The sequence below is a fragment of the Pseudomonas sp. GL_091 genome, from assembly GCF_057837725.1.
Window position 1 is genome coordinate 2,119,831 of record NZ_CM174451.1, and the last position, 26,116, is coordinate 2,145,946.

At 51.9% G+C, this 26,116-nt stretch carries 26 protein-coding genes; 4 read left to right on the plus strand and 22 right to left on the minus strand.

Annotation, left to right across the window (positions count from 1 at the left end; translation table 11 throughout):
• Positions 1-33: 33 nt before the first annotated feature.
• The 12 genes from AC3ITY_RS09760 to AC3ITY_RS09815 all read right to left on the minus strand — a co-directional run bounded on the left by AC3ITY_RS09760 (position 34) and on the right by AC3ITY_RS09815 (position 13,587).
• Positions 34-996: a glycosyltransferase family 2 protein gene (locus tag AC3ITY_RS09760; protein WP_489308695.1), complete on the minus strand. Its 963-nt coding sequence runs from the start codon at positions 994-996 to the stop codon at positions 34-36.
• Positions 993-1,550, minus strand: a complete 558-nt coding sequence (locus AC3ITY_RS09765) for an LbetaH domain-containing protein (protein ID WP_489308697.1) — start codon at positions 1,548-1,550, stop codon at positions 993-995. The genes AC3ITY_RS09760 and AC3ITY_RS09765 overlap by 4 nt, the downstream gene beginning before the upstream one ends.
• Entirely contained in the window at positions 1,547-2,710 is a 1,164-nt protein-coding gene (locus tag AC3ITY_RS09770; protein ID WP_489308699.1) for a glycosyltransferase, read from the minus strand. The genes AC3ITY_RS09765 and AC3ITY_RS09770 overlap by 4 nt, the downstream gene beginning before the upstream one ends.
• Positions 2,703-3,839, minus strand: coding sequence for a glycosyltransferase family 4 protein (locus AC3ITY_RS09775; protein WP_489308701.1), 1,137 nt, complete (start codon positions 3,837-3,839; stop codon positions 2,703-2,705). The genes AC3ITY_RS09770 and AC3ITY_RS09775 overlap by 8 nt, the downstream gene beginning before the upstream one ends.
• 17 nt (positions 3,840-3,856) lie before the next feature.
• A complete protein-coding gene (locus AC3ITY_RS09780; protein ID WP_489308703.1) occupies positions 3,857-4,639 on the minus strand; it encodes a glycosyltransferase family 2 protein in 783 nt (260 codons plus the stop codon).
• A complete protein-coding gene (locus AC3ITY_RS09785; protein WP_489308705.1) occupies positions 4,636-5,946 on the minus strand; it encodes a hypothetical protein in 1,311 nt (436 codons plus the stop codon). The genes AC3ITY_RS09780 and AC3ITY_RS09785 overlap by 4 nt, the downstream gene beginning before the upstream one ends.
• Before the next feature lie 138 nt (positions 5,947-6,084).
• Positions 6,085-6,720, minus strand: a complete 636-nt coding sequence (locus AC3ITY_RS09790; RefSeq protein WP_489308707.1) for a CatB-related O-acetyltransferase — start codon at positions 6,718-6,720, stop codon at positions 6,085-6,087.
• A gap of 20 nt (positions 6,721-6,740) precedes the next feature.
• Positions 6,741-7,826 (minus strand): glycosyltransferase family 4 protein, encoded by a 1,086-nt coding sequence (locus tag AC3ITY_RS09795; protein WP_489308709.1) that lies wholly within the window; start codon positions 7,824-7,826, stop codon positions 6,741-6,743.
• Positions 7,817-9,133, minus strand: coding sequence for an MATE family efflux transporter (locus AC3ITY_RS09800; protein WP_489308711.1), 1,317 nt, complete (start codon positions 9,131-9,133; stop codon positions 7,817-7,819). Before AC3ITY_RS09800 ends, AC3ITY_RS09795 begins: the two co-directional genes overlap by 10 nt.
• A 96-nt stretch (positions 9,134-9,229) precedes the next feature.
• The gene (locus tag AC3ITY_RS09805; protein WP_489308713.1) at positions 9,230-10,552 is read right to left on the minus strand and encodes a UDP-glucose dehydrogenase family protein; all 1,323 of its coding nucleotides are present in this window, start codon (positions 10,550-10,552) and stop codon (positions 9,230-9,232) included.
• 332 nt (positions 10,553-10,884) lie between these two features.
• The gene (locus AC3ITY_RS09810; RefSeq protein ID WP_489308715.1) at positions 10,885-13,110 is read right to left on the minus strand and encodes a polysaccharide biosynthesis tyrosine autokinase; all 2,226 of its coding nucleotides are present in this window, start codon (positions 13,108-13,110) and stop codon (positions 10,885-10,887) included.
• 36 nt (positions 13,111-13,146) lie between these two features.
• Positions 13,147-13,587: a low molecular weight protein-tyrosine-phosphatase gene (locus AC3ITY_RS09815; protein WP_489308717.1), complete on the minus strand. Its 441-nt coding sequence runs from the start codon at positions 13,585-13,587 to the stop codon at positions 13,147-13,149.
• 628 nt (positions 13,588-14,215) lie between these two features.
• Here AC3ITY_RS09815 and rfaH point away from each other — a divergent pair.
• On the plus strand, positions 14,216-14,746 hold the full coding sequence (gene rfaH / locus AC3ITY_RS09820) for a transcription/translation regulatory transformer protein RfaH (protein ID WP_489310815.1): 531 nt from the start codon (positions 14,216-14,218) through the stop codon (positions 14,744-14,746).
• Between the two features lie 169 nt (positions 14,747-14,915).
• On the opposite strand, the gene AC3ITY_RS09825 is transcribed toward rfaH, so the two are convergent.
• From AC3ITY_RS09825 to AC3ITY_RS09845, 5 genes are all read right to left on the minus strand, one after another.
• Positions 14,916-15,254 carry a hypothetical protein gene (locus AC3ITY_RS09825; RefSeq protein WP_489308719.1) on the minus strand — a complete coding sequence of 113 codons (339 nt, stop codon included), beginning with the start codon at positions 15,252-15,254 and terminating at the stop codon, positions 14,916-14,918.
• A gap of 140 nt (positions 15,255-15,394) precedes the next feature.
• Positions 15,395-16,789, minus strand: coding sequence for an undecaprenyl-phosphate glucose phosphotransferase (locus AC3ITY_RS09830; RefSeq protein WP_489310817.1), 1,395 nt, complete (start codon positions 16,787-16,789; stop codon positions 15,395-15,397).
• Between the two features lie 347 nt (positions 16,790-17,136).
• Entirely contained in the window at positions 17,137-17,823 is a 687-nt protein-coding gene (locus AC3ITY_RS09835) for a winged helix-turn-helix domain-containing protein (RefSeq protein WP_489308721.1), read from the minus strand.
• A 34-nt stretch (positions 17,824-17,857) separates the two neighbouring features.
• Entirely contained in the window at positions 17,858-18,601 is a 744-nt protein-coding gene (locus AC3ITY_RS09840; protein WP_489308723.1) for an EAL domain-containing protein, read from the minus strand.
• 29 nt (positions 18,602-18,630) lie between these two features.
• Complete coding sequence (locus AC3ITY_RS09845) at positions 18,631-19,371, minus strand: winged helix-turn-helix domain-containing protein (RefSeq protein ID WP_489308725.1); 741 nt, start codon at positions 19,369-19,371, stop codon at positions 18,631-18,633.
• Positions 19,372-19,895: 524 nt separating this feature from the next.
• Between AC3ITY_RS09845 and AC3ITY_RS09850 the strand changes: the two genes are divergently transcribed.
• A complete protein-coding gene (locus AC3ITY_RS09850) occupies positions 19,896-20,729 on the plus strand; it encodes an undecaprenyl-diphosphate phosphatase (RefSeq protein ID WP_489308727.1) in 834 nt (277 codons plus the stop codon).
• Between the two features lie 54 nt (positions 20,730-20,783).
• Here the strand turns inward: AC3ITY_RS09850 and dusA are convergent, their stop codons facing one another.
• Positions 20,784-21,779 (minus strand): tRNA dihydrouridine(20/20a) synthase DusA, encoded by a 996-nt coding sequence (gene dusA / locus AC3ITY_RS09855; RefSeq protein WP_489308729.1) that lies wholly within the window; start codon positions 21,777-21,779, stop codon positions 20,784-20,786.
• A gap of 444 nt (positions 21,780-22,223) precedes the next feature.
• On the opposite strand from dusA, the gene AC3ITY_RS09860 reads away from it, so the two are divergent.
• Together AC3ITY_RS09860 and AC3ITY_RS09865 are read left to right on the plus strand one after the other, a co-directional pair.
• Positions 22,224-22,604, plus strand: a complete 381-nt coding sequence (locus tag AC3ITY_RS09860) for a DUF6124 family protein (RefSeq protein WP_489310819.1) — start codon at positions 22,224-22,226, stop codon at positions 22,602-22,604.
• Between the two features lie 105 nt (positions 22,605-22,709).
• Positions 22,710-22,931, plus strand: coding sequence for a hypothetical protein (locus AC3ITY_RS09865; RefSeq protein ID WP_489308731.1), 222 nt, complete (start codon positions 22,710-22,712; stop codon positions 22,929-22,931).
• Positions 22,932-23,007: 76 nt separating this feature from the next.
• Here AC3ITY_RS09865 and AC3ITY_RS09870 read toward each other — a convergent pair whose 3' ends face one another.
• From AC3ITY_RS09870 to AC3ITY_RS09885, 4 genes are all read right to left on the minus strand, one after another.
• A complete protein-coding gene (locus AC3ITY_RS09870) occupies positions 23,008-23,769 on the minus strand; it encodes a transporter substrate-binding domain-containing protein (RefSeq protein ID WP_489310821.1) in 762 nt (253 codons plus the stop codon).
• Between the two features lie 115 nt (positions 23,770-23,884).
• Complete coding sequence (gene copD / locus AC3ITY_RS09875) at positions 23,885-24,808, minus strand: copper homeostasis membrane protein CopD (RefSeq protein ID WP_489308733.1); 924 nt, start codon at positions 24,806-24,808, stop codon at positions 23,885-23,887.
• A gap of 3 nt (positions 24,809-24,811) precedes the next feature.
• Positions 24,812-25,195 carry a copper homeostasis periplasmic binding protein CopC gene (copC, locus tag AC3ITY_RS09880; RefSeq protein ID WP_489308735.1) on the minus strand — a complete coding sequence of 128 codons (384 nt, stop codon included), beginning with the start codon at positions 25,193-25,195 and terminating at the stop codon, positions 24,812-24,814.
• A 52-nt stretch (positions 25,196-25,247) separates the two neighbouring features.
• A complete protein-coding gene (locus AC3ITY_RS09885) occupies positions 25,248-26,111 on the minus strand; it encodes a copper resistance protein B (protein ID WP_489308737.1) in 864 nt (287 codons plus the stop codon).
• Between the last annotated feature and the right edge of the window lie 5 nt (positions 26,112-26,116).

The following is a 26,116-nucleotide window of genomic DNA, read 5'->3' on the forward strand; positions in this document are numbered from 1 at the left end:
ATGACAATTTAAGTCGGCAGTAGAGATGCCAACTTAATTAACTTGCTCAGGTAGGGAGGTCAGTTTGTGTCCGGTCAGCCGAGAAAGCTCTTCGGCAATCAGGTGTTTGTCAGAAAGATGTGAAACTGCGCGCTCCAACTCCATCACTTTGGAGCCAACCAGGAAGCGATACCAGTACCCCTGGAGAAAGTGGTAAACTAGGCCGGAGCGACCGTCGAGAAAACCAAGCTGAAAAATGTAGCGCCATAGGAAGTAGAGCAGTGCACTCAGTGTAAAAGGTAGATGGTTGTAAACGCGTTCTTTCATGAAGCGCTTAACAGAGGCCTGCAGCGAGGTGCTTTTCATCGTCACCGATATATCACGAGGGAAAATATTTAATCGTTGGTTGATAATATCAATAGCTTCACGAGTGGCATACTTGTTGTGCTTATTCGTGAAAAATGTAAGATCGTTGAGATTATGATCGGCAAAGCCACCGTCAAATGTCACCGTACGACCGCCCCAAACAACCATATGTTCGTCCATCCATCGGTCCTCGATACGGCCGTAACCATGACGCCAGATACGCAGCAATACCAGCGGATACCGACCACCATGACTCACCCAGCGATCCATAAAAATATGCTTACGCTTGAGGTTTATGCCTACTGTGTCTGATGGAAGCTTTGGCAGCTTTTGAATAATCTCATCTACCAAGTCCGGCTCAATAATTTCATCAGCATCGAGACGCATCACCCACTCAGTAGAAATTTTGGCATTGTCAAGTGCCCACTGAAATTGTCTTGCGTAATTGATGAATTTATTCTGAAGAACAATAGCCCCGTATGCGTTAGCTATTTCAATAGTACGATCACTTGAGAATGAATCGACCACAATGACATTTTGAGCAATGCTTGAAATTGACTTCAAAGAGCGCTCAAGATGCAACTCTTCGTTATGAGTTAAAATCACAACGGTCATATTGACTTTATTCAAGTTCGCCTTATATGAATTCACTTTCCACTCCTTTCGCGCTGGCCAATAAGCCTCGCAGGATGCCCAGCATATATCCCCCAGGGCTCTGCAATATTTTTACTCACCAATGAACGCGCCCCAACTACGATGCCATCAGCAATAGTCACACCAGGAGTAACAAAAGCCTCTGCACAGATCCATACATGCTCGCCTATAGTGATAGGCTTTGCGAAAAGCTGAAAATTTTGGCTGTTGTAGTCATGCGAACCACCACAGAGGTGGGCGCCTTGGGAAATTACGCTATAGCTACCTATGCGTATAAAATCCATATTATAAATAGTTACGCTATCAGCTATCCCAACATGGTCACCAATCTCCAAATTCCAAGGAGCCCAGATCTTAGCGGCCGGGTAAACGTGTACGCTTTTCCCAAGCTTGGCGCCAAATGCTCTCAAAAGCGCAGCGCGCCAGGCATGGGCTGGCCGGGGGCTGGGGAGAAATAAAAACAACCAGACCCAGTTCCATATCTGACGACGTACTCTATGCCCAAGGGAAAAAGACGGGCATGTATATGGATTGTTTCCTTGGATAATCACACGTGCTCCCGAATAATATCCAGCAACCGCTCCGCTGCACGCCTAATATGAAACCGCTGCGCGAAACACTGTTTTGCCCTTTCGGTCATTTGTGCGTAGTTTTCCGAATTCAGTGCGAGCCATCGTTGAAGGTTGCGTACAGTTCCTTCCACAGTGTCATCATCAATGAAGCCAGCTGCATCCGATTCAATCTCGCGCCAGATGTTGACTTTGTTACTGATTAGCACTGGCTTGCCGCAGGCAAGCGCCTCGGCCACAACGATGCCAAAGTTTTCTTGGTGCGAAGGTAGACAAAACACCTCGGCCGCGTAGAACGCGCCCCATTTGTCATCACCCTGCAGCATGCCGGGCCAGCTGATGCGCTGGGCAATACCCAGTTTCTCTGCCTGCGCTTTCAGGGTGATAGCCCAGCCATTCTGGTCCGGACCAGCCATCAACAGGTGCAAACGCTCATCTTGTGCCGCCACTTGGGCGAAGGCTTCGAGCAGTAGGTCGCAGCCCTTTTTCTCATGGATACGACTCAGGAACAGCATGATGCGTTTGCCTTGCAAAGAAGCGTGCGCAGCAAGGAAGCGCTGTGCCAGAGCATCACCGTCACTTGGCGGGCTGGATGTGCCATAGGAGGTGACGACCTCATTGGCGCGATACAGCCAGAACGACTGACGCGCCAGCAGGCGCTCTTCTTCGGATGTGAAAATCACGGCCTGCGCATCGCGTAACACTAGGTATTCGCCCCAAGGCCAATACAGCCATTTCTTCAAGTGTTTGATCGGATACGTGTGTTTGAACCAAGGGTCCAACATGCCATGGGTGAATACAAAGTACGGTATTTTGCTGCCGACCAACGCTCGTTTCACCGCCAAGCCGTGATATTGCCAAAGGCCATTGACAATAACGGCATCAAAGCGGGATACATTCTTTTTTAGCCAGGGTAGCAGGTGTGGGGTATAAGCATAGGTCCCACGCGAAGGACCTAAAGCATGAGTGATCAGTGATCCCGGAGCGGCATGCCAGGGTGCATCGGGGGCGTCGCAGCAGGCAACTTCTACGGTCACACCCAAGTTGCGCAACGGTACATATCGTTGCTTGATACCCTCAATAGGACCGCCTCCTTGGGGGTTGGTTGAGGATATGACATGGAGAATCTTCATTTTAGTCATTATCTCCCTCGTAAAAGTCTGATGGTCGAGAATCGCGCCCGTTGCTCCAAGAAATCACACGCATTAGATATTCAGCACCCGCATGCGCAGAGAGAATGTTCGCAGCAGTCGCTGCACGCAGAGGCCTATTAGCCGGTTCGAGTTCGCCTGCGTTTCTTAAGCTTCTTACTGCATCGGCGATGGCGTTTGGATTGTTGGGTGGAACGCACCGACCAAACAGGCTTCGTTCCAGGACTAGCGATGCACCGACGGTTGTCGTTGCGACAACGGGAACACCGCACATGAGTGCTTCGCTGACAACGACTCCCCATCCATCAGTCTCAGAGGCTAATATCAGGACATCGATCTCACAGAAAAATGAATTGACTTCGCTAATGGGTAATACGCCTCGGAATGTCGCCTCTACTCCGGCTGAAATACATTTGACTTTCAGCGCTTCTTCTTCAGCACCGGCGCCAGCTATATCGAGTGTCGCGCAACCGTTCAATCGCACAAGTGTTTCCACTACATCAAAGACACCTTTCGCCTTCTCCAAACGGCCCAAATACCCAACACGTAATTTTTCGGTAGTCGCCGGCACATACGCTTTCGCTGCTGGAGGTGTTATGAAATAGGCAAACGGAATTACTTTTTCAGTAGAATAACCAATCGACTTAAACCACTTCGGTCCACTGCGACCAATGGCCAGAACGAACGTAGCATGACGACGGTGATAGCTTTCCTCGCCCCAAGACTGCAGCCATCTCAATGCTCCAGCCCAGCCTAAGGCGACGCGCGGTTCAGACATAATGGCATAGCGCGCTTTGCTAGTTTTTACACAACTTAGGCCTTTGATTATCGTTGGAACCCAACGGATGCCCGAAAAAATATGCAGCGACGTTGAAATCGAATCTGTTACTAATGATTCAATAGTCTGGGGGTTGGGTGCAACAATATTCTTGTATCCTATGGCTTCGGGCACACTCCAGCCTATAGCGCGACGGTTATCAGAGAGTTCTTTATCGGCACAGCAAATTAATTCAAGTTCAGGGTTTAAAAGTGCCAGTGCCGAAAAAAAATCCGCTTTATGAGGGGACAGTGAGGGTTCCCAAATGACGATTCTCGTTAGGGACGGACGATCGGTACGCATATTAAAATATCCACTAATTATCGGAGTCGGACTATACGTCGTATTAGCCATGTAGGCTCAAAAAACCATTTGCGCAGTTTTGCCAAAATAGCAATATAACGATCCCTTTCAGTGCGAGGTCGTTTGAGTACAGAACGGAAAAGCCGATCGGCGTCTCGTGCATACAGTTCATTAAGACGGCCGCTTCCAGTAATGGAAGCATCGTGCAGTCGAAATATAGCTAACTCTTCACCAATCGTTTTGAAATGGGCACCCGCCAGAGCCATGTCTAAAAACAACTCACCGTCCCAACATGTCCGGTTCTTAATATTGAATCCACCAACTTTTTTGAACCACTCACTACGGAAAAAAGTGCCCTGTTGAAAAACAGAAACTGCACCATGCGCATACCGCCAAGGTGTTAACTGCGACGGCGTAATAGATTTTATAAACTGTCCAGAGGCATCAACAAAATAACCACACCCAGAAATAGCACCGATTCGACTGTTCGTCCGGAAGGCATCAGCGACTTTTTCCAGCGCCCTAGGAAGCAGTTCATCATCGGAGTTGATGAAGCCGAAGATATCGCCGGTGGCTCGCGAAAATCCTTTGTTAAGGCCATCTGCGGCGCCTGCGTCTTTCTCGAAAACTTTAATTAATTGATCACCGTACGATTCAATTATCTCTCTGCTGCCATCATTGCTTCCAGGGTCGACTACAATATATTCTAGGTCTTTAAATCCTTGGGAAAGTACGGAGTCTATACATTTCTTTAAGTAGTCAGCCTGATTGAATGAGATGGTGACAATTGAGATTTTCAATTTAGTTTTCCGCTTTTTGAAATACGTCTAGAGTAACAGTAGAGTGCTGCAATGAATAGCACCGTACTCCACCTCGCACTCGCGCCAAAGGGTGAGAACATAATGTTCCAGAATAATTCTATGATGCCATTGTAAAAATAAAAACCCAGTAAGCTGAAATTTCTAATAAATTCAAGTAACAGCCAACGACTCAGAAATATCCAGAATAGGCCGCCGCCCACGCCCGCCCAGACCAGTCCACCCATTAGGTAGGAATGAACCGGGATGAGATCCGTGTTGTAATTGGCTTCATCTTTTTCCGAGTAACCCAATGCAAATTTAAGGGCAGTCAGTTTGTCCTGATAACCATTCTTGTCTTTTGCCCATGATCCATGACCCAATAAAGGCTGATCGAGAAAAGCACCGATAGATACCAGCATTTCACTTCGGCCACCGAGAAGGGCTCCATATTCACCACCTGCCTGGAGCTGAAATTTTTTTGCCGACTCTTCGGGAAGTTTATCAAGCACCCAGCTTGATGAGAAAATGGCGGTGAAAACCGCGTTGGTAAATAGTAGGAATGCCAAAATCAAAAAAACCATTTTAGTCGTCGCGAATTTTCCTTTAACGATATTAAATGTCGCTGCAAAATGTTTGCGACTCAGCAATATATAGGCCAGCACTGCAAAGATTGGGAAAATGGCCATGCTGCGCGAATCATTGATAAGACTGAATACGGAAAAGAGTGAAACAAATAAAATGAGGTGGGAGTTTTTTTTGCGAGCAATAAAAAAAGTGTAGGCCGTGGCAAAAAGTCCTATGACCAACTGCCCAATACCCCATTTCCAGGCGTTGCCCAGGAAATAAGTATTTGGAAATAAAATAAATTGAGGAATGGCACCCAAGTAAGCGCCGATGAGAAACGATGGCATGCGCCGGTTGTCGCGATCAAAAAATATCGACAAGGCGATGAACGTACACACAAAAACAAGGGGGGCGCCAACACCTTTGGCTGAGTCCAGGGCATCGGACTGATTGACTTGGTCGGAAATAAATTGGCAAGCGGCCCAAATTACACCGAACACAACGAGTGTACTTGCGCTTTTTTCGAGTTTAAGCGTGCCTAAGTTTATCGCTAGATAAATGATCGCAAGAATTTCGCCTATATAAATTTCACCGCCGAAGGACAGTTTCTGGCTGGCGACAAAACCGATTAATAGTGGCGTCAGTCTAAGTGCTATTTTTAGTCGGGATCTGTTCAGCTCCACTTTTTTCTTAAGGGGGTTGAGCGTCGTAGAATGACCCGGTTTAGGATAAATTTCTTGCATGCTAAAAATTCCAGTCACGATAAAGTAGGCGCGGTCATTGCACGTTGCCTGCGCTTCAAATAGTTGCCCAGACACCGAACGAGTGGATTATCCAACAAATTTTTGCATGCTAAAAAATCTCTACGCTGCAAATCCCGCTCAATTCTGCTGACTAAATAATGGAGGGCGCACATCGTACTCGCTCAATTCTTGCAAGCTCATGTTCCACCACTTCATCTTCTCAATGGCGTCGATTTCTTCTGGTGAGAAGCGGTACCGGATGATACGGGCAGGCACACCACCAACAATCGCGTAGGGAGGCACATCCTTAACAACGACCGCACCTGCAGCAATAACCGCACCATTTCCAATTTTACAATCGTCGAGAATCATGGCACGAGCGCCAATCCAAACGTCATGCCCAATTTCAACACGACCCTGCTCCTGAAGTGCGTCATTCGATACGAATGAAAAATTTGCCTGCTGTTTAGTCGAGTAGAAGGCTGGGTGCGTACTTAACCAGTCAAGCGGGTGAGTTGCTAATCCCCCGATCAGAACTTCTTGGGCAATGCTACAGAACGAACCAATTTGCGCGCTAATAATTTTTGTATCAGCACTAACGTAGCTAAATCTGCAAACGCTGGAGTTTAAAATTAAACACCTACGCCCGATACTATTATACCCTTCAAACTTACTGGACTTATCAGAGTAGCTAGTCCAGTGTGCAGAAAATCCGGGTATGCGGTTTCTTAATACGAATTTTTCTCTCAGTAACCACTTTATTCTTTCAAGCATGAGTGAGGCTCTGGATGGTTTTATATGATAGATGAAAATATTTTGTAATGGAGTATTGAAACTGCAGCGGGCGAATATTCTTTTTTGTATTTTTTAAGCCCGTTAATTGCTAGATTTGATCGTATTTCTTTATCGCACATAGTCATTATTGCCCTTATTAACTCACTAACATCTGGAGTAACAAGGAGTCCAGATTTGCCCTGATCAAAAATCTCCCGCTGACTCTCCCATGATGCCGAAATAACGGCGCAGCCCGAAGCCATTGCTTCTAAATAAACAAATCCATAAGTCTCAAAGCGGCTTGGCATTAAGAAAACATGTGATCGACGCATGAGTTGGGTAACATCTGCCTTTGACAGTTCACTATGCCAAACGACATTATTCATTTTTTTGTATTTTGTTCCTATGGCTGTCTCATTGGTAACGATATCTAAAGCTACTCTTTTTTTGTATGGTTCCGCGATTCTATCGAATGCCTCAAGGACAATATCTAGACCTTTTCGATGAGCCTCGCGCCCTACAAATAGGAAGCGGATCATTTCGTCATTGGCATGTTTATCATTGCATTCAGGTTCCGCCATCTCTTCAATATGGTTCAAGAAGAACGGTGCATACTGAAATTTTTCTGCGATTCTTGGGAATCGCTCAATATGGCGTCGAGCAAACATCTTTGTAGGGCACAAAATCACTGTGGCGCGATCAAATGAAGGAGCCATTCTGTTATATTCAGACTCAATAACGGATGCTGGCACACCAGATTTTATTCGCATGTCGGGGTCGGTTACGCCATATAGCCATGCTGTAGGGGTAGTAGTATCTATTACTGGAAACTTGCCATGCGAATACACAATATCTGGTTGGCACCAGGAAAAGATCGATGACCTCAGGTTTCGCTGTAATGGCGATTGTTCTGATTTTAGAAGCTTGCGCTTCAGCCAATGAGCATTTTCTTCAAGAACCAGCGCGTGCTCTCGGCTGTAGCACGAAGTTAAGGGGGCATAAGCCATCATCCCCTTGAGGGTTAGGGTATATTGCCAGTCTGTATTTTTCGGCCGTACATACCAATACGGAGTATCCACATAAAACTTTATATTTTTCATGTCCATGTTAATTTTTTGAGCATCTTGGTTTCTAGGGAGGCGCGCAGCAGCTTTTCAGCCATGAAAAGTCTGATTAAGTAACAGGCGTTTAGGCTCCAAATCATACCTTGCAATCCAAAGTGTAAAGCTGCACCTGATTTGGCACATAACAAAATCACTAGATAAACCAGATATAGATAAACCTGCCGGGTTATGACTCCGGTGCCGTTTAGTACCATGGATTGTACAGTCCCGAGGCAGGTCAGTACTGCAAATGCCGCCATGCCAACCAGAACAGTCGGGGGAAGCGTTAGTTGCTGATTGGTCCACCACACGATGAATCTATTACCATAAATCAGCAATACCAGGCTTATGGTAAGAGCTGAAACCCCAACCAAGAAGTATGCCCACCGCCGGATTTTAAGAATCCAGTCCATGTCGCCTTCTGCCTTGGCATGCGCAATCGCTGGCCAGAGGGGAAATAGCGCAATGGAAGCCAGCGCCGGCACATATGTGAATAGTCTGGTATAGACATCGAGTGAAGGCACGACGTGGACGCCGATCAGAGAACCAGCTAGCAGGGTATCCATACCAACTTCAACGTAGGGCACCAGTTGCATAACCAAAAACGACAGACCAATGATGATGTAGGGTTTGAGCAGCCGTCGGTCGTAGTGACGCAAACGGGGCAGCAAGACTCTCATGTTGCGTCTGCCAAAGACGATGAATACTGACAGCCAGCCGATGACCACTGGCACGCCGATGACTCCGAAGACTAGTATCGGCAAACTGGCCTCTCCGGTATGCACCACTGCCCAAACGAAGGCCAGCGACAGCAGGCGCCCGCTGGTAGTCCATGCGTTCGCCTCAGTATTGCGATGACGTGCGAACAGAATTCGCTGAATCAGACCGGACGGCAAGCCGGCAAAGACGCAAGCTACACCGAGTAGCATGGCATGGTAGCGTGGCGCAGTGTCAATCGCAGCAAAGTGGTTGACCCATAGAGCTAGACCTCCCGTTACTGTCAGAGCTAGGAAAGCAAGTGCTATCAAGGTGAACCAAACCACCGAAACTGCCCTTTGGGATCGTCGCGGAACGGTTTTATTGCTCTCACCCGCAAGGGTATTGACGATGGCTAGCCCGATGCCAAGGTCAGCGTAGGCCGATAGTACGGATAAGGATATGGCCATAGAAAGAAAGGCATAGTCGGCCGGGCCGAGAGCGTTAATGGTGAGCGGAACGAGCGCCAACGCGATTAAAAGGTTGACGAGTCGGCCAGCAGCCGAGCCGAAAATATTCTTAAACAAACTTCTAAGGCGGTCATCTAGCAGCACAGTGGTAGTTTTCTCTGTATCGGTCTGGATAGGGTCCGATGCGGCAACATTGAGACGCCTATATCGAAAATTCTTAGGGCTGTTATGTTTGATTGGTTATCGACCAATTGAGTAGTAAAAAAATTCTTTCTTGCCCACCCGCTTCAGCTCAAACAAATTTCGTCCATCAAAGATCACAGGTTGACTCAGCTGCTCTTTAATAAACTCGAAATCCGGGGCCTTGAACGCCTGCCACTCGGTGACAATCACCAGCGCATCTGCGCCTTTCAGCGCGGCCTCTTTGGTGCCACATAGACTCAGATCATCACGGCTGCCATAGATGCGCTGGGTTTCTTCCATGGCTTCCGGGTCATAGGCCTGGACCTTGGCGCCGGCTTTCCACAGCGCTTCCATCAATACACGGCTGGGTGCTTCGCGCATGTCATCGGTATTAGGTTTGAAGCTGAGTCCCCAAAGGGCGAAAGTTTTGCCGCGCAGGTCACCGTTGAAGTGCTCGTGGATTTTTCTGAACAGTACGGTTTTTTGTTCGTTATTACGGCTTTCCACGGCTTTGAGCAGTTTGGCGTCGAAGTCGATGCAGTCGGCGGTGTGGATGAGTGCCTGCACATCTTTCGGGAAGCAGGAGCCGCCGTAACCGACGCCGGCATAGAGAAACTGGTAGCCGATGCGCGGGTCGGAGCCGATGCCCTGGCGGACCATCTCGATATCGGCACCGAGCATCTCCGCCAGATTGGCCATTTCGTTCATGAAGCTGATTTTAGTCGCCAACATGCAATTGGCGGCGTACTTGGTCAGTTCGGCACTGCGCACATCCATGACGATGATCTTTTCATGGTTGCGATTGAAGGGCGCGTACAGTTCGCGCATCACTTCTTCGGTGCTCGGGCTGCTGGTACCGATGACGATACGATCAGGGCGCATGCAGTCGGCGACGGCTGAACCTTCCTTGAGGAATTCGGGGTTGGAAACCACGTCGAAGGTCAAGTCCTCGCGACCACGCTGGGCGAGGACTTCAGCCATACGAGAGCTGACTTTGTCGGCAGTGCCGACAGGGACGGTGGATTTGTCGATGATGATCTGGTGGCTTTCCATATGCTGCGCGATGGTTTCGGCCACCGTGAGCACATATTTAAGGTCGGCTGAGCCGTCTTCGTCTGGCGGTGTGCCCACGGCGATAAATTGGACTTCACCGTGTTTGACACCTGCCACAGTATCGGTGGTGAAATGCAAGCGGCCAGCCGCGTGGTTTTCTTTTACCAGGGATTCGAGGCCTGGCTCGTAAATCGGGATATGGCCTTGCTTAAGGCGTTCGACCTTGTTGGCATCGACATCAATACAGACCACGTCGTGGCCAACCTCTGCCAGGACGGCGCCCTGGACCAGGCCGACGTAACCGATACCAAAAACTGTGACTTTCATGTCGATTCCCTTTGAACGTGTAGCGTGTGGTGAAAAGTAAATAGGTCTAAGTTCATTGCCGGATGGTGTCTAAGTGCAAGGCGCACATCTGCGCTACATGCAAAGCAGGGCATCAGCAGTCACTGAGTTGGCCCACGAATACGTGAGCCATTCAACTTATTCATTAGTCAGGGTAGTGATCAGGCACGCTACCGCCCCAGGATTACATGCAAGTCCCTGAAAGCGGTTTGAATTACCAATGCATTTGCATCTTATGTTGCAGATGCAGAGAAGGCGGTGTTATGGATGCTGTTAACAGGGGTGCGCGACTATCATCAGGGCTGTGGTGTATCTTAAACGTGCTCTGATTTATATTCGTAGTTGTAATAACCGTAATCGCCATAGCCGTATTTGGCGGAGGCGCGTTTTTCAACGCCATTGAAAATGGCGCCTTTCAAGTCAATGCCATTTTGAGCAAAGCGACGCATGGTCAATTGAATTTCACGAACCGGGTTAAGCGCAAAACGGGTCACAATCAAGCTGGTGCCCGACTGGCGGCCGACAATGGCCGCATCCGTCACCGCCAGCAATGGCGGGGTATCCAGAATCACCAGGTCGTACTGAGCGCTGACTTGCTCCAGAAAGGCACTGAAGTTCGCGTGCATTAGCAGTTCTGAAGGATTGGGCGGTATTTGGCCGCGACCGACAACGTCAAGGTTCTCGAATTCAGTTTTATTAATCGCTGTTGCGAGGTCGCAGCGCTTAACCAGTAAATCAGAAAGCCCGTTTTCAGCGGGGACTCCGAATACTTTATGCAGATACCCTTTGCGCATATCCACGTCGATCAGCAATACACGCTGGCCGGTCTGAGCGACGACGGCGGCGAGGTTGGCGGAAATGAACGTTTTACCTACCTTGGGGCTCGGGCCGGAGATCATCAGGCGGTTATTGCTGGCTTCGAGCATGGCGAAGTGCAGACTGGTGCGCAGGCTGCGCAATCCTTCTATGGCCAGGTCGGTGGGGTGACTGCTGGCCAGTATGGGCACGACCTTGTTGGCCTGGCCCCGGCGATGGGGGATTTTGTTGTCTTCACTTTTCTGCAGCGTGCTGAAAGGAATGGTGGCATACACCGGCAACCCCAGCTGTTCAATTTGATCCGGATTTTCCACGCCGCGGTTAAGGGCTTTGCGAAAAAGCACCAATCCAATCGCCGGGAAAGCCCCAAGCAGGGTGGCGATGAGTACGATCAGGGCCTTCTTGGGTTTAACCGGCTTGCGCAGATCTACATCGGCGGTATCGATCAAGCGCACGTTGCCCACGGTGCCGGCACGCATCACATCCAGTTCCTGGGATTTATTCAGAAGCTGGGTATAAATTTCGGTGCTGACTTTTACATCGCGGGTGAGACTAAGGAGTTCTTGCTGCGTTGAAGGCAGGCCCTCGACTTTTTTGGCCAAGGCATTCTGCTTGCTTGTCAGCTCGGCTAATTGGCTGAGCAAGGCCCGATAGGCGGGATGCTGAGGGGTAAACTTGCGATCCATTTCCGCTTGCTGCAATTTGAGTGCGGAGATGCTGGTGTCCAGCGCCACGATCTGATCGAGAATGGCTTTGGCTTCCAGGCTGATATCGATGGATTTACTACGAATTTGATACTTATTCAGGGCGTTTTCGGCTTTTTCCAGATCTATACGGACCTGAGGCAGTTGATCTTTTAGAAACTCCAGGCTTTGAGCCGCTTCGGCCGACGTCCGCTCAACATTTTGCCGTACATAGAGCCTGGCGATTTCATTCAGGATTTGAATGGCTTTAGCCGGGACCGTGCTCTCAAGAGCAAGCCCGATCATGCCGGATTCTTTACCACGTTCAGTTACATCAAGCGCGGTTTGGTACTTCAAGATACTGGTCAGGCGTGGGTCACGCACAATCTTGAACGTTGTGCCAGGATTGGCCTGCAACACTTCGACCTGCAGTTTGATGCCGTCCTGGTCATAGGCTTGGCCCACCTGGCTTTGGACCAGGACATTGTCGTCTGCATCCAGCACCGTGAAGTGGCCGTTTTCACCGCTGACCAACGTGAGCGCCTTACCCAGAAGCTCTTGTGGGAGCTGGAGCTGAAACATTTTCAGGGTTTCGCCGCCCCAGGCATAGCTGCTCATGCCAAACCATGGGGGCGCGACCGTATTCACAGCGTCTGCTTTGAACCGGCGAGCAATAAAGTCGCCGATCACAGGAAAACGGTTCGGCTGGACGGTAAGATCAAGCGATAGATTGTCGACAACCTTGCCGATGATTGCGCGCGACTTGATTAATTCAATTTCTGTGGCGGAAGGCGACTCTTTACCCATCATGCTGTTGATATCGGAGAAGCCGAGCATGTCATTTTTTTTGGCCTCCACCTGTATCAAGGCAGTCGCCTGGTAAACAGGCGTGGCCAACACCGCATAGGCCGTTCCAACGGCCATAGAGGCAGCGGTGATCCCGGCAATCAACCATTTATGATCGACCAGTGTCCCGAGTAGGCCCATCAAGTCGATTTCATCATCATCGTCATGTGAGGTTAATGCTGGAGCTTGCTGCATAAGTGGGTTCTTTTTAACAGGTGTTCGAGGAATGGTTTAGCGTGCGAGACGCCTGGCCCAAGCGTTTACTGCTTCTTCAATCAACGTGTATGCATGCACAAAAGCAGGTTTGCCTTGACGGTAAGGGTCGCTGATTTCGCGGTTGTTCTGCCACTTGCCCAGCAAGAAGACCTTTCCACGCGCTTCAGGCGCAATGTTGAGAACACTGCCTATGTGCTGCTGCTCCATCACCAGGATCAGATCCGATTCGCTGATGGCTGCAGGGGTCAGTTGATTGGCTTTGTGCTCTTTTGGCAGATGGCCATGTTCTTCCAGGACGATCCGGGCGGTGGGCTCGATAGGGTGGTCTTGTAGCGCGCCAAGACCGGCGGAGCTGACTTCGATGTCGGACCGGACCAGTGCTTCTCGCAACAAATGTTCTGCAGTAGGACTTCGGCAAATGTTGCCAATGCAAACGATTAGAATCTTGTTAAACAAGGCAACCTCCCTGGAAATTCCACACTTACGGTGATGGTGCAATTGGAAAGACTGAAATTCTACTTTTCTTCAATGGCACTTTTTTGACGGTTTGCAGCTATTGGGTGTGTGCCTCTTTCCGTGAGGAGTTACCGTACTGGATGAATCTTTTCGCTGCGAAGACTCTGGTCTGCTGGAATCTGGACTGGGAGCGTGCTTAACAGTTGCTATGGTAAAAATCATAACTGGCAACCCACGACAACATCAACCATTAAATGCCATGTGATTATTGAATGCCATACAGCAAAAAAAATATCCACATACAAATCCAGATATTAAATAACATTCCCGTTTGTTATCGGACGATTTATAACGTTTTCGGTTTTTTTGTGTTGTACTGTATTGGGCTGTGTTATATATCGCGAGTAGAGTTTGATGATAAGTGTAAGGCGGTTGCATGGGTGATGCGTTCTCTGGCATTCATTTATTGCCAATAAGTTTCGCGTGTTTTTAAAGGGCGAAGTTTCCATGATCGGCCAACTCCGTTTTCCAGGTGCGTTTCCATCCTTGGGAGAATTCCGACGCAAGGTCGGGGAGAAAACCACGGAGCTACTTGACCATATAGGCGCAGAAGGGGCTGATTGTGTCCATCCATAGTGCCTCGGCTGTTCAAGCGGCCTTGCCTGAGAGTCTCACCGCCAGTGCATGGTATTTGGTGCAATGCAAGGCGAGCCAGGACGAGCGTGCAGAGATCAATCTGGTTAACCAGGGATATACCTGTTTTCGCCCTACGCACCTGCGCGAGCGTGTTTTACAGGGGCGCAGGAGGGCTGTTCGTGAATCGCTGTTCCCGGGTTATCTGTTTATCCAGCTCGGCTCGGGTGAGAGCTGGGCGCCTTTGCGTTCTACCCGCGGTGTATTGCGAATTGTCAGTTTTGGGGGCAAGCCGCTGCCCGTAGGTGATGACTTGATCGCCCAGCTTTATGAGCGCGATAGCGGAGCCCCTGTGGAGGCTCGGTTTGCCTGTGGAGAGAGGGTGCGTATCAATGAGGGGCCTTTTGTCGATGTGGAAGCGATCTTCCTGGCGATGGTGGGAGAGCAGCGAGTGTTGCTGCTGATGACACTACTGCAGCGTGAGCAAAGAATTAGCATCCCCCTGGTTGATATCAGTAAACATTGACACGGCGCGTTGCTCCCGGCCAGCCAATCAACGAGCAGATACCATTCTGGCAACAAGGTCAGTTGCTCTCGTCTTCGCTCCCCCCCCAGTAGGCATTAAGCATTTTTTCGCAGCGCCGGGAAGGTAGCGGTCTCAGTCAGGGCCGCATCTTTGCGGCGTCGCTGACGTTTCAGCTCGCGAACAGGTTCATGTCTTCACGCGATTGCCCAGTATCCTTTTTTTGGTTCTTCACGCAATCCCGGGAAGCTGTAGGAGCCAGCTTGCTGGCGATGGACTCAAGTACGCCGCGTTTATCCGGTTCACACGCGTTATCGTTATCGACCATCGCTGCGATGCGGCGACCCGACAAGCCAGCTCCTACAAGGGAGCGTGCCCACGCTTTTTTTGCGGTCGACTGCTGCCGTTGCGCCTGCCAGAAGATAAGTCCGGGCATGCCGATATCGCCCTGAATCGGGTTAACAAGTTGTGCGGTATCGAGCGGAGATTTAAAAAAGTTGGCGATGAACATCGCCACGAAAGTCGACAGCAGAACAACCTGTCGGTGTTGGTGCGGTTGCAGGCGTGGCTGGTGAAGATCCAGCCACGAGTGACGAGGCTAACGCACTGTGCAAATGGCTTGCGTCCCCTGGTTAACCTGCAGGCACGCCATCAATAAATGTCTTTTGACAGCAAGGTGAACGGCGTCTTCACCAGGATTTTCACGTCCAGCCACAACGACCAGTTATTGATGTACTTGAGGTCGATCTCGACGCGCCTCTGCATCTTGTCGATGGTGTCGGTCTCGCCGCGGCAACCGTTGATTTGGGCCAGCCCGGTGATCCCCGGTTTGATTCGGTGGCGCGCCATGTAGGCGAGAATCTTGCCGGAGTAGTAGTTATTGTGCGCAACGGCATGAGGACGTGGCCCGACCAGCGCCATATGGCCCTGCAAGACGTTGAACAATTGCGGTAGCTCATCGATGGAGGTGCGGCGGATAAAGCGCCCGATCGGGGTGATCCGCGAGTCGTTACGACTGGCTTGCTTGACCTCGTGATCGTCATGCACACGCATCGAGCGAAACTTCCAGACCTTGATGACCTTCCCGTTCCAGCCATGGCGGTCCTGTTTGAAAAACACTGGGCCATGGGAGGTGAATTTGACGGCCAGGCCAATGATCAGCAGTAACGGGCTTAGAGCGACAATGGCCATCAGCGCCAGGCTTTTATCGAACAGGCTTTTACTCAGGGCGGCAGTCGGTTGGCTGGTCAGCGGGCATTCAATCAAATGGATTGCCGGCATGCCATCCACATCACTGACCGAGTGATTGAGCAGCGTCAGGCTGTTCAAGTCCGGGACCCAGACCACATCGACGTTGGCATCCAGCAAGTCGACATACATTTCTTCGATTTGTGCCGCTTCGCTCAGGGGTAGCGTGATGTACAGGCGTCGGATGTCATGGGTCTTGATCAGTTCGAGCAGTTCCTCTTGCGGGCCTACGACAGGTGGCATACCCGTCTCCGGCAAGGGAGTGGTGTCGGAGCTTACCAGGCCGACCAACGGGAAGTGTTCGAGGGCACGAAGCTTGTTAGCCAGGCCCAGTGCCAGCTCGCCAGTACCAACAATCAGCGTTCTACGCTCAATTTGAAGCGCCCGTTGGTAGTACTTCGAAAAACCATGCAGTGGGACGTACAACAACGCCTGCCCGATGTAGCTGCAGAAAGCCCATGCCAGGATGATTTGACGAGAAAACAGTTCGTTGGCCTTACAGAGGAAGGCGACAATAGCTAGCGCTGCCAGTGTCATTGACCAACCCATCAGAAGTCTCAGCAAGCCCTCCAGGTAATTGTCCTTCTTTGCATAGGCACCGCACCAGGAATAGGCTGGAACCGATGCAAGTACAGTTAGCGTTGCGCATACTCGATAATAGAACTCTACCGTTCCAGTCTGGTAATAAACCAATAGAAGTAACAGGGCGACAACAAAGCCCTGACCTAGTACCCACTGACCCCAGAAGGTCAATCCTTTGAGGTTGGTATTTCGACTGATACGAAGATTGTTAACCATGCGATATCCCCAAAATACGTCCATTCGCGTTTCGACAGACAACAGCCAAAGTTGATGAAGCAAGAGTTATTGTTTTTATAAGATGGCGTTGCATTGACAAGCGAAACGCCAACGAGCGGCGCTCTCATCAGTGAATAGAATAATTTATTGATGCGAGTGCTGTCTGACGACTTTTAACGAGGGGTTGGTGTAACTGGTTGATATTTCTGGGCGAGAATGGCGTTAGAAATAGTCTGGGCTCAGGTTTTTTAACGCGGCTTTATAGAGGGGCGGTGAGGGTGGGGCGGGGGGGGGTGGCGTGCTTTTTTATTGTTGTATTGCACGGCCGGGGCGAAAATCTGAATTGCTCAGACCAGATTTTTCACGCGTACGATTTTTTGTATCACGCAGTACCCACGATTCCTTACTGCACGAAAAAGGCGTTCGCCGTTACTGGCGTTTTTAAACTTTTCCTGCAGCCGGCTTAGGCACATTTCGAGACCCCGATAATGCTCAGGTTCTCTGCCGATGCTGCGGATAAGGTCGTCCTTGCTGACCACGCGATCATCATGGTGCAACATTTTTTTAAGCAGCGTGGCCTCCAGGCCAGTCAAGGCAATCTCCACGTCATCTTTGATCAACGCGCCACTGGCATCGCTCAGTCGCCAGGTTTCAGTCGGCGGCACGTGCGGTTTGGCCGGCTGGGGGGCACATTCCCTGGTGTCATTCCTGGAGTTGTCTGCAGTTGATGTGAAATGAGTAAATTTCGACACGGATTGCGCAGCTTGCCATTCGGACTTGAATGTCGAAAATATGCGCTGCGTATCATGCTTGATAACCGGAGGCGCCATTTTGGCCACATGCGGGGAAATAAATTCCATAAGCTTGGGGGCGGAAGTGGGGGGGGCAACGCCCTCAAAAAACATCTTTGCCTGTGACGTGCCGTAAGTGTTGTATCGTTTGCTGGACAGTAATGCCTCAAGCTCCAGTTGTAGTGCGGGGTTGTGTGTAACCACTACAAAGTATTTTCTGGGGAGGTTTATGCTGCTATCCATGGCTCTCTCCTGAGTTGCGCGTCTGGGTCTTGGTTTAAAGGTTGTCGGCAGGGGAGTAATGACTCCCTTGGAAATAATCAAAGGGCAGCGCGCGTGCCAGTATATGGCTAGCAGCATGCTCGACTCTGTCCGCTATAAAGGCGACTTTTGTATTGTGAGTGAGCATGGTCATACGTTCGTGGAGACGATTGAATAACTCTGGGTTGCCACTGAGCTTGAGGCTCAAGTCTAGAGAGGAGGTGGAAATCTTTATATAGTCGAATAGATTCAGGGTTGTAAAAATCTCGATACTTTCATCGTCGATGTTGTAGTCGTCGAGCGCGATTTCTATGCCGTGATCTTTCAACAGATATACGTTGTGAAGGATTTTCTTTTTTTCTGCGAAGCTGACTGCGGAGAGGGGGAGCTCATTGAGCACGATAACCAGCGTCTGGCCAAATTCGCGCAGAGCAGCGCCGGACTGTATCAGCTCTTCCGTGAGCGCAGAGTTGACGAGATCTGACTGTCCTACGCAAACAAATCTACGGCTTAAGTATTTATTTCCGTTGGTGGTGTTGTGATCTTTCAGCGAAAATGCAATCAGCCTGGTTTGCATCAGTACTTCACTGTAGATGCCACTCATCTGATGCGCCTCTGGCGCGCAGGGCGCGGAAGCACAGTCGTCAAAATGTATTCTGATCTCGCTGCCAAACGGGCAATCATCCCGAGTGAGGATCAATTGTCGAGACAGGTAATGCTCTGCGTGATCGTAGAGCCGCACGCTCCCTGTTGCGTTCATAAAACAGAAACTCCCTTCTACATTAAGAATCAGGATGTCGAGATCAGACCCCTGATTAAACGATATCCATGCCCACGGATACTTTGAATGGCGTTGCTGCCATACATGCCTTTTATTTTGCCGCGAAGGCGGCTGATCGACTTTTCCAAGGCTCTTGGGTCATAAAAATTTATATTCAGCCCCATGATCCTGGCGATTTCATCATGGCTCAATATTTGGTTTTTGGTTTGAGAAAAAGCCTCAAGAATTTTCATTTCGGCAAACGATACATCCAGTTTTTTGTGGTCGCCAATAAGGCACATGCGCGTGGGGTCCAAAAGCAGATTTTGCTTTTTTTGCCATTCCGGACTGTCAAAAAACCCGGTCAGTACGTCAGTATTTTCGCTTGCAAAAGTGTCACAATTAATGCAGTAGTCGGCCCCGGCCAGATAATATTTCATCTTGTTGTAGGTGCCTCTACCGGTGATGGCTACAACAATTATTGACGCCAAATTATCGGCGCGAATATTTTCTACCAGGGTAACGCTTTCAACAAACGCTTGAGGGCTGTCGATAACGATAAAAATGGCACGGTATGAATTAGAATTCTTGTTTCTTTTGAATGAGTTGCTATAGCACATTGCATCAACGGCAATATCCTTGCCTACGTGGCTTGCGACTAATTCCCTGAAACCCTCAGCTAGCGTATCGGTTCGCCCAATGGTGAGAACACCTGTCTCCTCCTTCACGTCGCTGTGGCCTGTAGTCGTTATTTTCCCTGTAAGCATCATGCTTTGACTCGGATGGGTGCTGGCATTTGAATGTTAAAGCACCAATTATCGTTTGTGACTGACAATTGGTAACATTTCACTGTTTTTCAGACGGTCGTCTCGTTTTTTTAACATTGCCGGTGATTCTGGCGTGATCGTTTGCCTGTCGGTGGTTCGAGATGCCTAATCATTGATGGCAATCTCATGGCTTTGCGTAGCATAGCATTGTGCCATCTATTGTCTCAATGTCCCGCATTTTCGCCCCCATGTGACCGTGCATCTCACTAAAGTTGCAGCTGCCTGATTTTTTTTGTTTGGGTGTCATGAGGCTGTAGGACTTTGTTGTTTCAAGTACGAGATGTTGCTCTTGTCTGGCTCAGCACGCTCCAATATTAACTGTTATCTAACGTTCATGTTGGTGTTGGTGCTCATGGACATTTCATAACATCGAGTTTTATTAATCGGCCTGATGCGCTTTACTATCGTGTTGGCGTTGCGTTAGAGCGAAACCGACGCATTGGTATTTGTCGTTGATGGGGGGATTGATGGATCTTTGGACAACCATAACGGTGTTGATTTTAGGGATGGTCGAAGGTCTGACGGAGTTTTTGCCTATATCAAGTACGGGGCACCAGATTGTTGTCGCGGACTTGCTCAGCTTCGGCGGCGAGCGAGCCATGGCCTTTAACATCATCATTCAATTGGGCGCGATCCTGGCGGTTGTCTGGGAGTTCCGTCGCAAGATTCTCGAGATCGTTACCGGCTTACCGACCCAACGTAATGCTCAACGTTTCACCTTGAATCTATTAATCGGTTTTCTTCCGGCAGTGGTCTTGGGAGTGTTGTTCGCCAATAAGATTCATGAGTATCTGTTTAACCCGATCACTGTAGCAGTGGCATTAGTGGTGGGTGGCATCATCATGTTGTGGGCCGAGCAACGGGAACATGTGGTGTATGTCGATCATGTTGACGATATGCGCTGGACCGACGCTCTTAAGATCGGTTTCGCGCAATGCCTGGCGATGATTCCGGGTACTTCGCGCTCTGGATCGACCATTATCGGTGGGTTGCTGTTTGGTCTGTCGCGTAAGGCTGCCACGGAGTTTTCGTTCTTTCTGGCGATGCCGACCATGGTCGGTGCCGCCGTGTATTCAGGCTATAAATATCGGGATCTGTTCCAGGCCGGCGACCTGCCAGTGTTTGCGCTGGGTTTCGTGACGGCGTTCTTTTTCGCCATGATCGCCGTGCGTGGTTTGCTCAAGTTCATCGCCGGCCACAGTTACGCCGTGTTCGCCTGGTACCGGATCGGATTCGGTTTGCTGATTCTGGCAACGTGGGTATTCGGTTGGGTTGACTGGAGCGGGGCTGCAGCGCCCTGACGCTCGCACCAGGCTGCAGGACATGCAGCCTGGACGCAGGGAAGCGGCTAACCGTTAACGCCCCTCAAGCAGCTCTGCAGCTTGATCCAGCAAGGCCAAAGGTTCTTTGGCCTTGTGAATATCCACCGACAGTAACTGCCGAAACTTGCGTGCCCCCGGAAACCCGGTGCCCAGCCCGAGCACATGCCGGGTGATGTGGTGCATCGAACCGCCTGTGTCGATGTGTGCAGCGATATACGGCCGCAGCTGCGCCAGTGCTTCGGCACGAGTGATCACCGGTGCCGTGCTGCCGAACAGCTGCTGATCCACCTCGGCCATCACATAAGGGTTGTGATACGCCTCGCGGCCCAACATCACGCCGTCGAACGTCTGCAAATGTTCGTGGCAGGCCTCCAGCGTCTTGATCCCGCCATTGAGGATAATCTCCAGCTCAGGAAAGTCCGCCTTCAACCGCGCCGCCACGTCATAGCGTAGTGGCGGAATGTCCCGGTTCTCCTTCGGCGACAATCCCTCCAGAATCGCAATCCGCGCGTGCACGGTAAAACTGGTGCAGCCGGCCTCGCGAACCGTACCGACGAAATCACACAGTTCTTCGTAACTGTCGCGCCCATTAATGCCGATACGGTGCTTGACCGTCACCGGAATCGACACCGCATCCCGCATCGCCTTCACGCAATCGGCCACCAACTGCGGATGCCCCATCAGGCACGCGCCGATCATATTGTTCTGCACCCGATCACTCGGGCAGCCGACATTCAGGTTCACCTCGTCGTAACCATGCTCCTGAGCCATCCGCGCACACGCGGCCAAGTCCAGCGGGACACTGCCGCCGAGTTGCAGGGCAAGCGGGTGTTCGGCTTCGTTGTGACGCAGAAAACGCTCGTGGTCGCCGTTGAGCAGCGCGCCAGTGGTGACCATTTCGGTGTAAAGCAGGGCGTTTTTCGACAATAGGCGTAGGAAAAAACGGCAGTGGCGGTCAGTCCAATCCATCATCGGCGCGACGGAGAAACGGCGGGAGAGTGGGGCAGGTGTGGCGGTGGTTACGGACATGAGGGATCTGGAATCGGTGAGGCTGGGAGGTGAGGGAGTTTATCAGGAATGGGCTGGTGGGGCTTGGCAAGCCTCAGGACGATTGAGCAGGTGCTGGGTATTGCGTCGATAACATCACGAAAAAGTAGGAGATTTCCTTCAAGTCGCGTCCCCATTGCCCATATTGCCCTCCCTCTGATCACCCGGCTAACCTCCCTCCGTCGCTGCAAGTTCAGCGACAAGGGTGTGGAAGCCCTTCACAGGATCTAGGCGCACAGGGCGCCACCTAAATTTAAGCAGGCGCTTTTTTCATGTCTGCTGTTAAATTATGGCGGCTGTGCGCGGGGCACTTTCGGGTGCGCTGGGTTCCTAGATCCCCGGTCTTCCACACCCGTGCACAGCTGCCACCCCATCATGTGGAAGTGATGCTGGCAGTTCCTTTGGTTAATTCTAGGAACGAAAATGATGAAAAAGATAACGCCTGATCCTCCGGAAACCGCCGCGGCTTCCGATTCTCTCGATCTTGCTCAACTCTCCGCTGACTCTCAGCGGGTGGTCAGCAAACGTCTACGCAACCCGAATCAAGCTGATCCCGTCTGCCATGTTTTCACCATTCTTCCCAACGTCGACACTGAAACGCTCCTGTGTCACGCCTGCGAGACCCTTGCATCGTTGAACGTCTTGACCACTGACCTGGCTTGCAAGCTCGAAGGTTCAACCCGTAGTTTGGCGCTGTCGATTCAGCAACTGGCGGTGGTGGGGGAGTTGTTGGTGAATCGAGCATTGGACAATGTCGATCCGCAAGGCAGTGGGGGTGAGGTATCGCCAGGTGCGCACGGTTCCTGAACCAACGCTGACTTGGCGAAAAGTTTCATGATGTTTCGCTGAGGTGAGGCATAGGATGACCGCCAAAGGTCACGTCCCCGCGCCTCAACCGACAGGAATAAAAAAATGATCGCAAACCTCGTCAAAGTCTCGCTGATGGCCGGTGCTTTGTTGTTGAGCGCCTGTTCGGGTGTGAGCCCCCATCGCGATTATTCGGTCGACTCGGTGCAGCCGGCCGGCTTTGGCCCGGGGCCTACCCACAGCAACCCCGACAAGATGAACTTCCATGGCAGCGCGCTCGGCAATAGCTTTGGCGAATACGGTTCAGGTTTGCTGCACGACGATTGATGCGCGGGCGGTCCGCAATGAAGAAGGGCGCTCCTTTTGTGGGAGCGCCCTTTTTTGTGCGAAAAAAAACGATCCGTTACTTGGCCTCAGGCACCGCCAGCCACTGGCGAAGGATCTTCTGGTAACTGCCCGTCGCCTTGGCCAGGTGTAGCCATTGATCGACGTATAGCTTCCAGGTGATGTCGTCGCGGGGCAGCAGGTAGGCTTTTTCGCCGTATTGCAGGTAGTGCGTGGGGTTGACTGCGCACAGGCCTGGTTTGAGCTTCTGCTGATACAGCGCCTCCGATGCGTCGGTGATCATTACGTCGGCTTTTTTATCCAGCAGTTCCTGAAAGATGCTTACGTTGTCGTGCAGTTGCAATTGCGCCTTGGGCAGGTAGGCGTGGACGAACGCTTCGTTGGTGCCGCCGGCCGGTTCGACCAGGCGAACCGAGGGCTGGTTGATCTGTTCGACGGTCTGGTACAGCGCCTGGTCTTCGCAACGCACCAAGGGGATTTTGCCGTCGACGTCCAGGATGTTGCTGAAGAAGGCTTTTTTCTGGCGTTCCAGGGTGACCGAGATGCCGCCCATGGCGATGTCGCACTTGCCGGCGAGCATGTCGGGCATCAGGGTTTTCCAGGTGGTGGGCACCCACTCGACCTTGACGCCAAGGCTGTCGGCCAAGGCGCGGGCCATGGCGATGTCGATGCCGGAATGCTCGCCGTCCTCGGCTTTGAGGGTGTAGGGCTTGTAGTCGCCGGTGGTGCAAACGCGCAGTTGTCCCTGTTGCATGACGCTGTCCAGATGCGAAGGTTCTGCCTGGGCGCCAAGGGAGAGTGCGAGCAAGCCGCCGAGCATCATTGCTCTGTTGATTTTCTTCATTGTTATCGGGCTTTTGTGCTGGAGTGGTTTTCAAGTGGGGAGTGTAGTGAAACTTTCACAGGTGTGAAAAATCAACGTCCCCGAAAATGGCTCATTCCACTTCCGGGCTCAACGTCCCCAACCACGCCACCAACCCCACAATCAATACCGCCGCGGCCATTTCCAGCACCACACTGCGCCGAAGTGCGTTAGCCGCCACGCCATATTGGCCTTCTCGCAATGACCGCTCCAGCAAGGGCCCAAGATGAAAGCGGTTCAGCGCCGCCAACACCAGCATCCCGGCAAACAACAGCACCTTGATCGCCAGCAAAATTCCGTAATGGCTGATTAATACCTCATCGAGCTTCGGCCCGACGATGAACAGGTAGTTCACCACGCCCGTCACGGTGATGATCACAACGATCAGCGCACCGACAAGCTCGAATCGCTTGACCGCGAGGGCCAGCAAGCGAATGTGCACTTCGGTTTGCAGGGCCCGGGTTTGCGCCATCAGGGCAAACGCCAGCAACGCGCCGAGCCAGGCGCCCGCTATTAGCAGGTGCAGGATGTCCGCAGTAAAGTGCCAGAAACGGCGACTGCCTTCGTCCATGGCGCCATGCCCGCTCCACGCCAGGCTGGCGAGGGCGATGCCGCCGGCCGTGGCGGCGATCACCAGGCTGATGCCGGGTGCGCGTGGGTTGAGCATCAACGCCAAACCCGCGACTGCTAACGCAATCATCCGCACGCCCCAGGCCAACCCGACGTCTGTCTCGAACAGCATCATTTCGAGGTGAGGGCGCAACTCGGTAACGTCTGATTCGCCGCTCATGGCGCGGACCATCAGCACCATGCCGGCGATGGACAGCAGCGCGCCGAGCCCGGCTGTCCCCGTCAACAACGGGCGAAAGGGCAGCACCGCCCCGGATAGCCATTCCTGTCCCTTGAAGCTGTAGAGCCCGAACAGCGCCACGCCAAACAACAGCATCAAATCCACATACAACACAAACCGCAGCACGACGTTGGCCGAGTCGCTCATCGATCATTTCACTTTGAAGGTGACGTTGCCGGTGATCGGGTGGGTGTCCGACGACACCGCGCGCCATTCGACCTTGTAGGTGCCGGCAGTCAAGGGTGTTGTCGGGGTGATGAACATGGTCTTCGGATCACTGCCGCCGCTGACTTTGGCCTTGACCGGCATCGGGGCGTGGGCCATGCCGGACATTTCGGTCATCAGCAGTTTTGCGCCGGAAAACTGGGTGACGAGGTTTTCGGAAAAGTGCAGTTCGATCTTGTCGGGCGGCGTACCTTCCGCGCCTTGCGCTGGGGTGGAGGCGAGCAGTTTGGGGTGCGCTTGAGCGAGGGTGCTAATAAGCAGGCCGCTGAGCAACGCGATTGCGACGGCGGTGGGTTTGATGATACGCATGCAAGGTCCTTTACCGCTTGAAGCGGTTGTTGTTGGTTTGAGATGAGTCTGTTCAGAACCACAGCCGAATACCGAGCACGAGGCGGGTTTCGCTGCGGTCCTCGCCTTCGTCGTTGGCGTAGTCGGCGGTGTTGCCGTAGGTGCGGTTCCAGGTCACGCCGAGGTAGGGCGCGAATTCCCGGCGGATTTCGTAGCGCAGGCGCAAACCGGCCTCGGTGTTGGACAGCCCCGCGCCGATGCCCCGTTGCGGGTCGTTATTGCCGTAGGCGTTGAGTTCGACGGTCGGCTGCAGGATCAGCCGATTGGTCAGCAGGATGTCGTAGTCGCCTTCCAGCCGCACGGCGCTCTGGCCGCCTTCGCCGATGAAGGCTGTGGCTTCAGCCTCGAAGTTGTACAGCGCCATGCCTTGCACGCCGAACGCGGCCCAGGTTTGCGGGGCGCCGGGTTTGAAGTCCTGGCGCACGCCGCTGACGACGTCCCACCAGGGGTAAATGGCGTGGCCCCACAGGGCCTGGATTTCCGCGTCCTCGGTCACGCCGTTGCTGCGTTCACCTTCGGAGCGCAGCCACAGGCGATCAATGTCACCGCCGACCCAGCCGGATAAATCCCAGGCCAGGGTGCTGCCGTCATCGGCGTCCTGCCACTCGAGTTTGTCGGCGAGGAAAAATGAATTGAGCCTGCTGTCATGTACGTGGTGACCGGCGGGATCGGCATACACCGCAGCGCGATCGGCATCGGTCAGCACCGGGATCGACGTGCGGCTTTCGCTAGGGGCGGCGGGCTGCATCTGGCCGTCTTCCATGCCTTGCATCTGGCCGTGGTCCATCTGGCTGTGATCCATGCCTTGCATGTCATCGCTGGCGGCCATTGCCGTCGAGGTCGCGAGTGCCAAAAAAAACGGGGTGAATCGAATCATGGGGT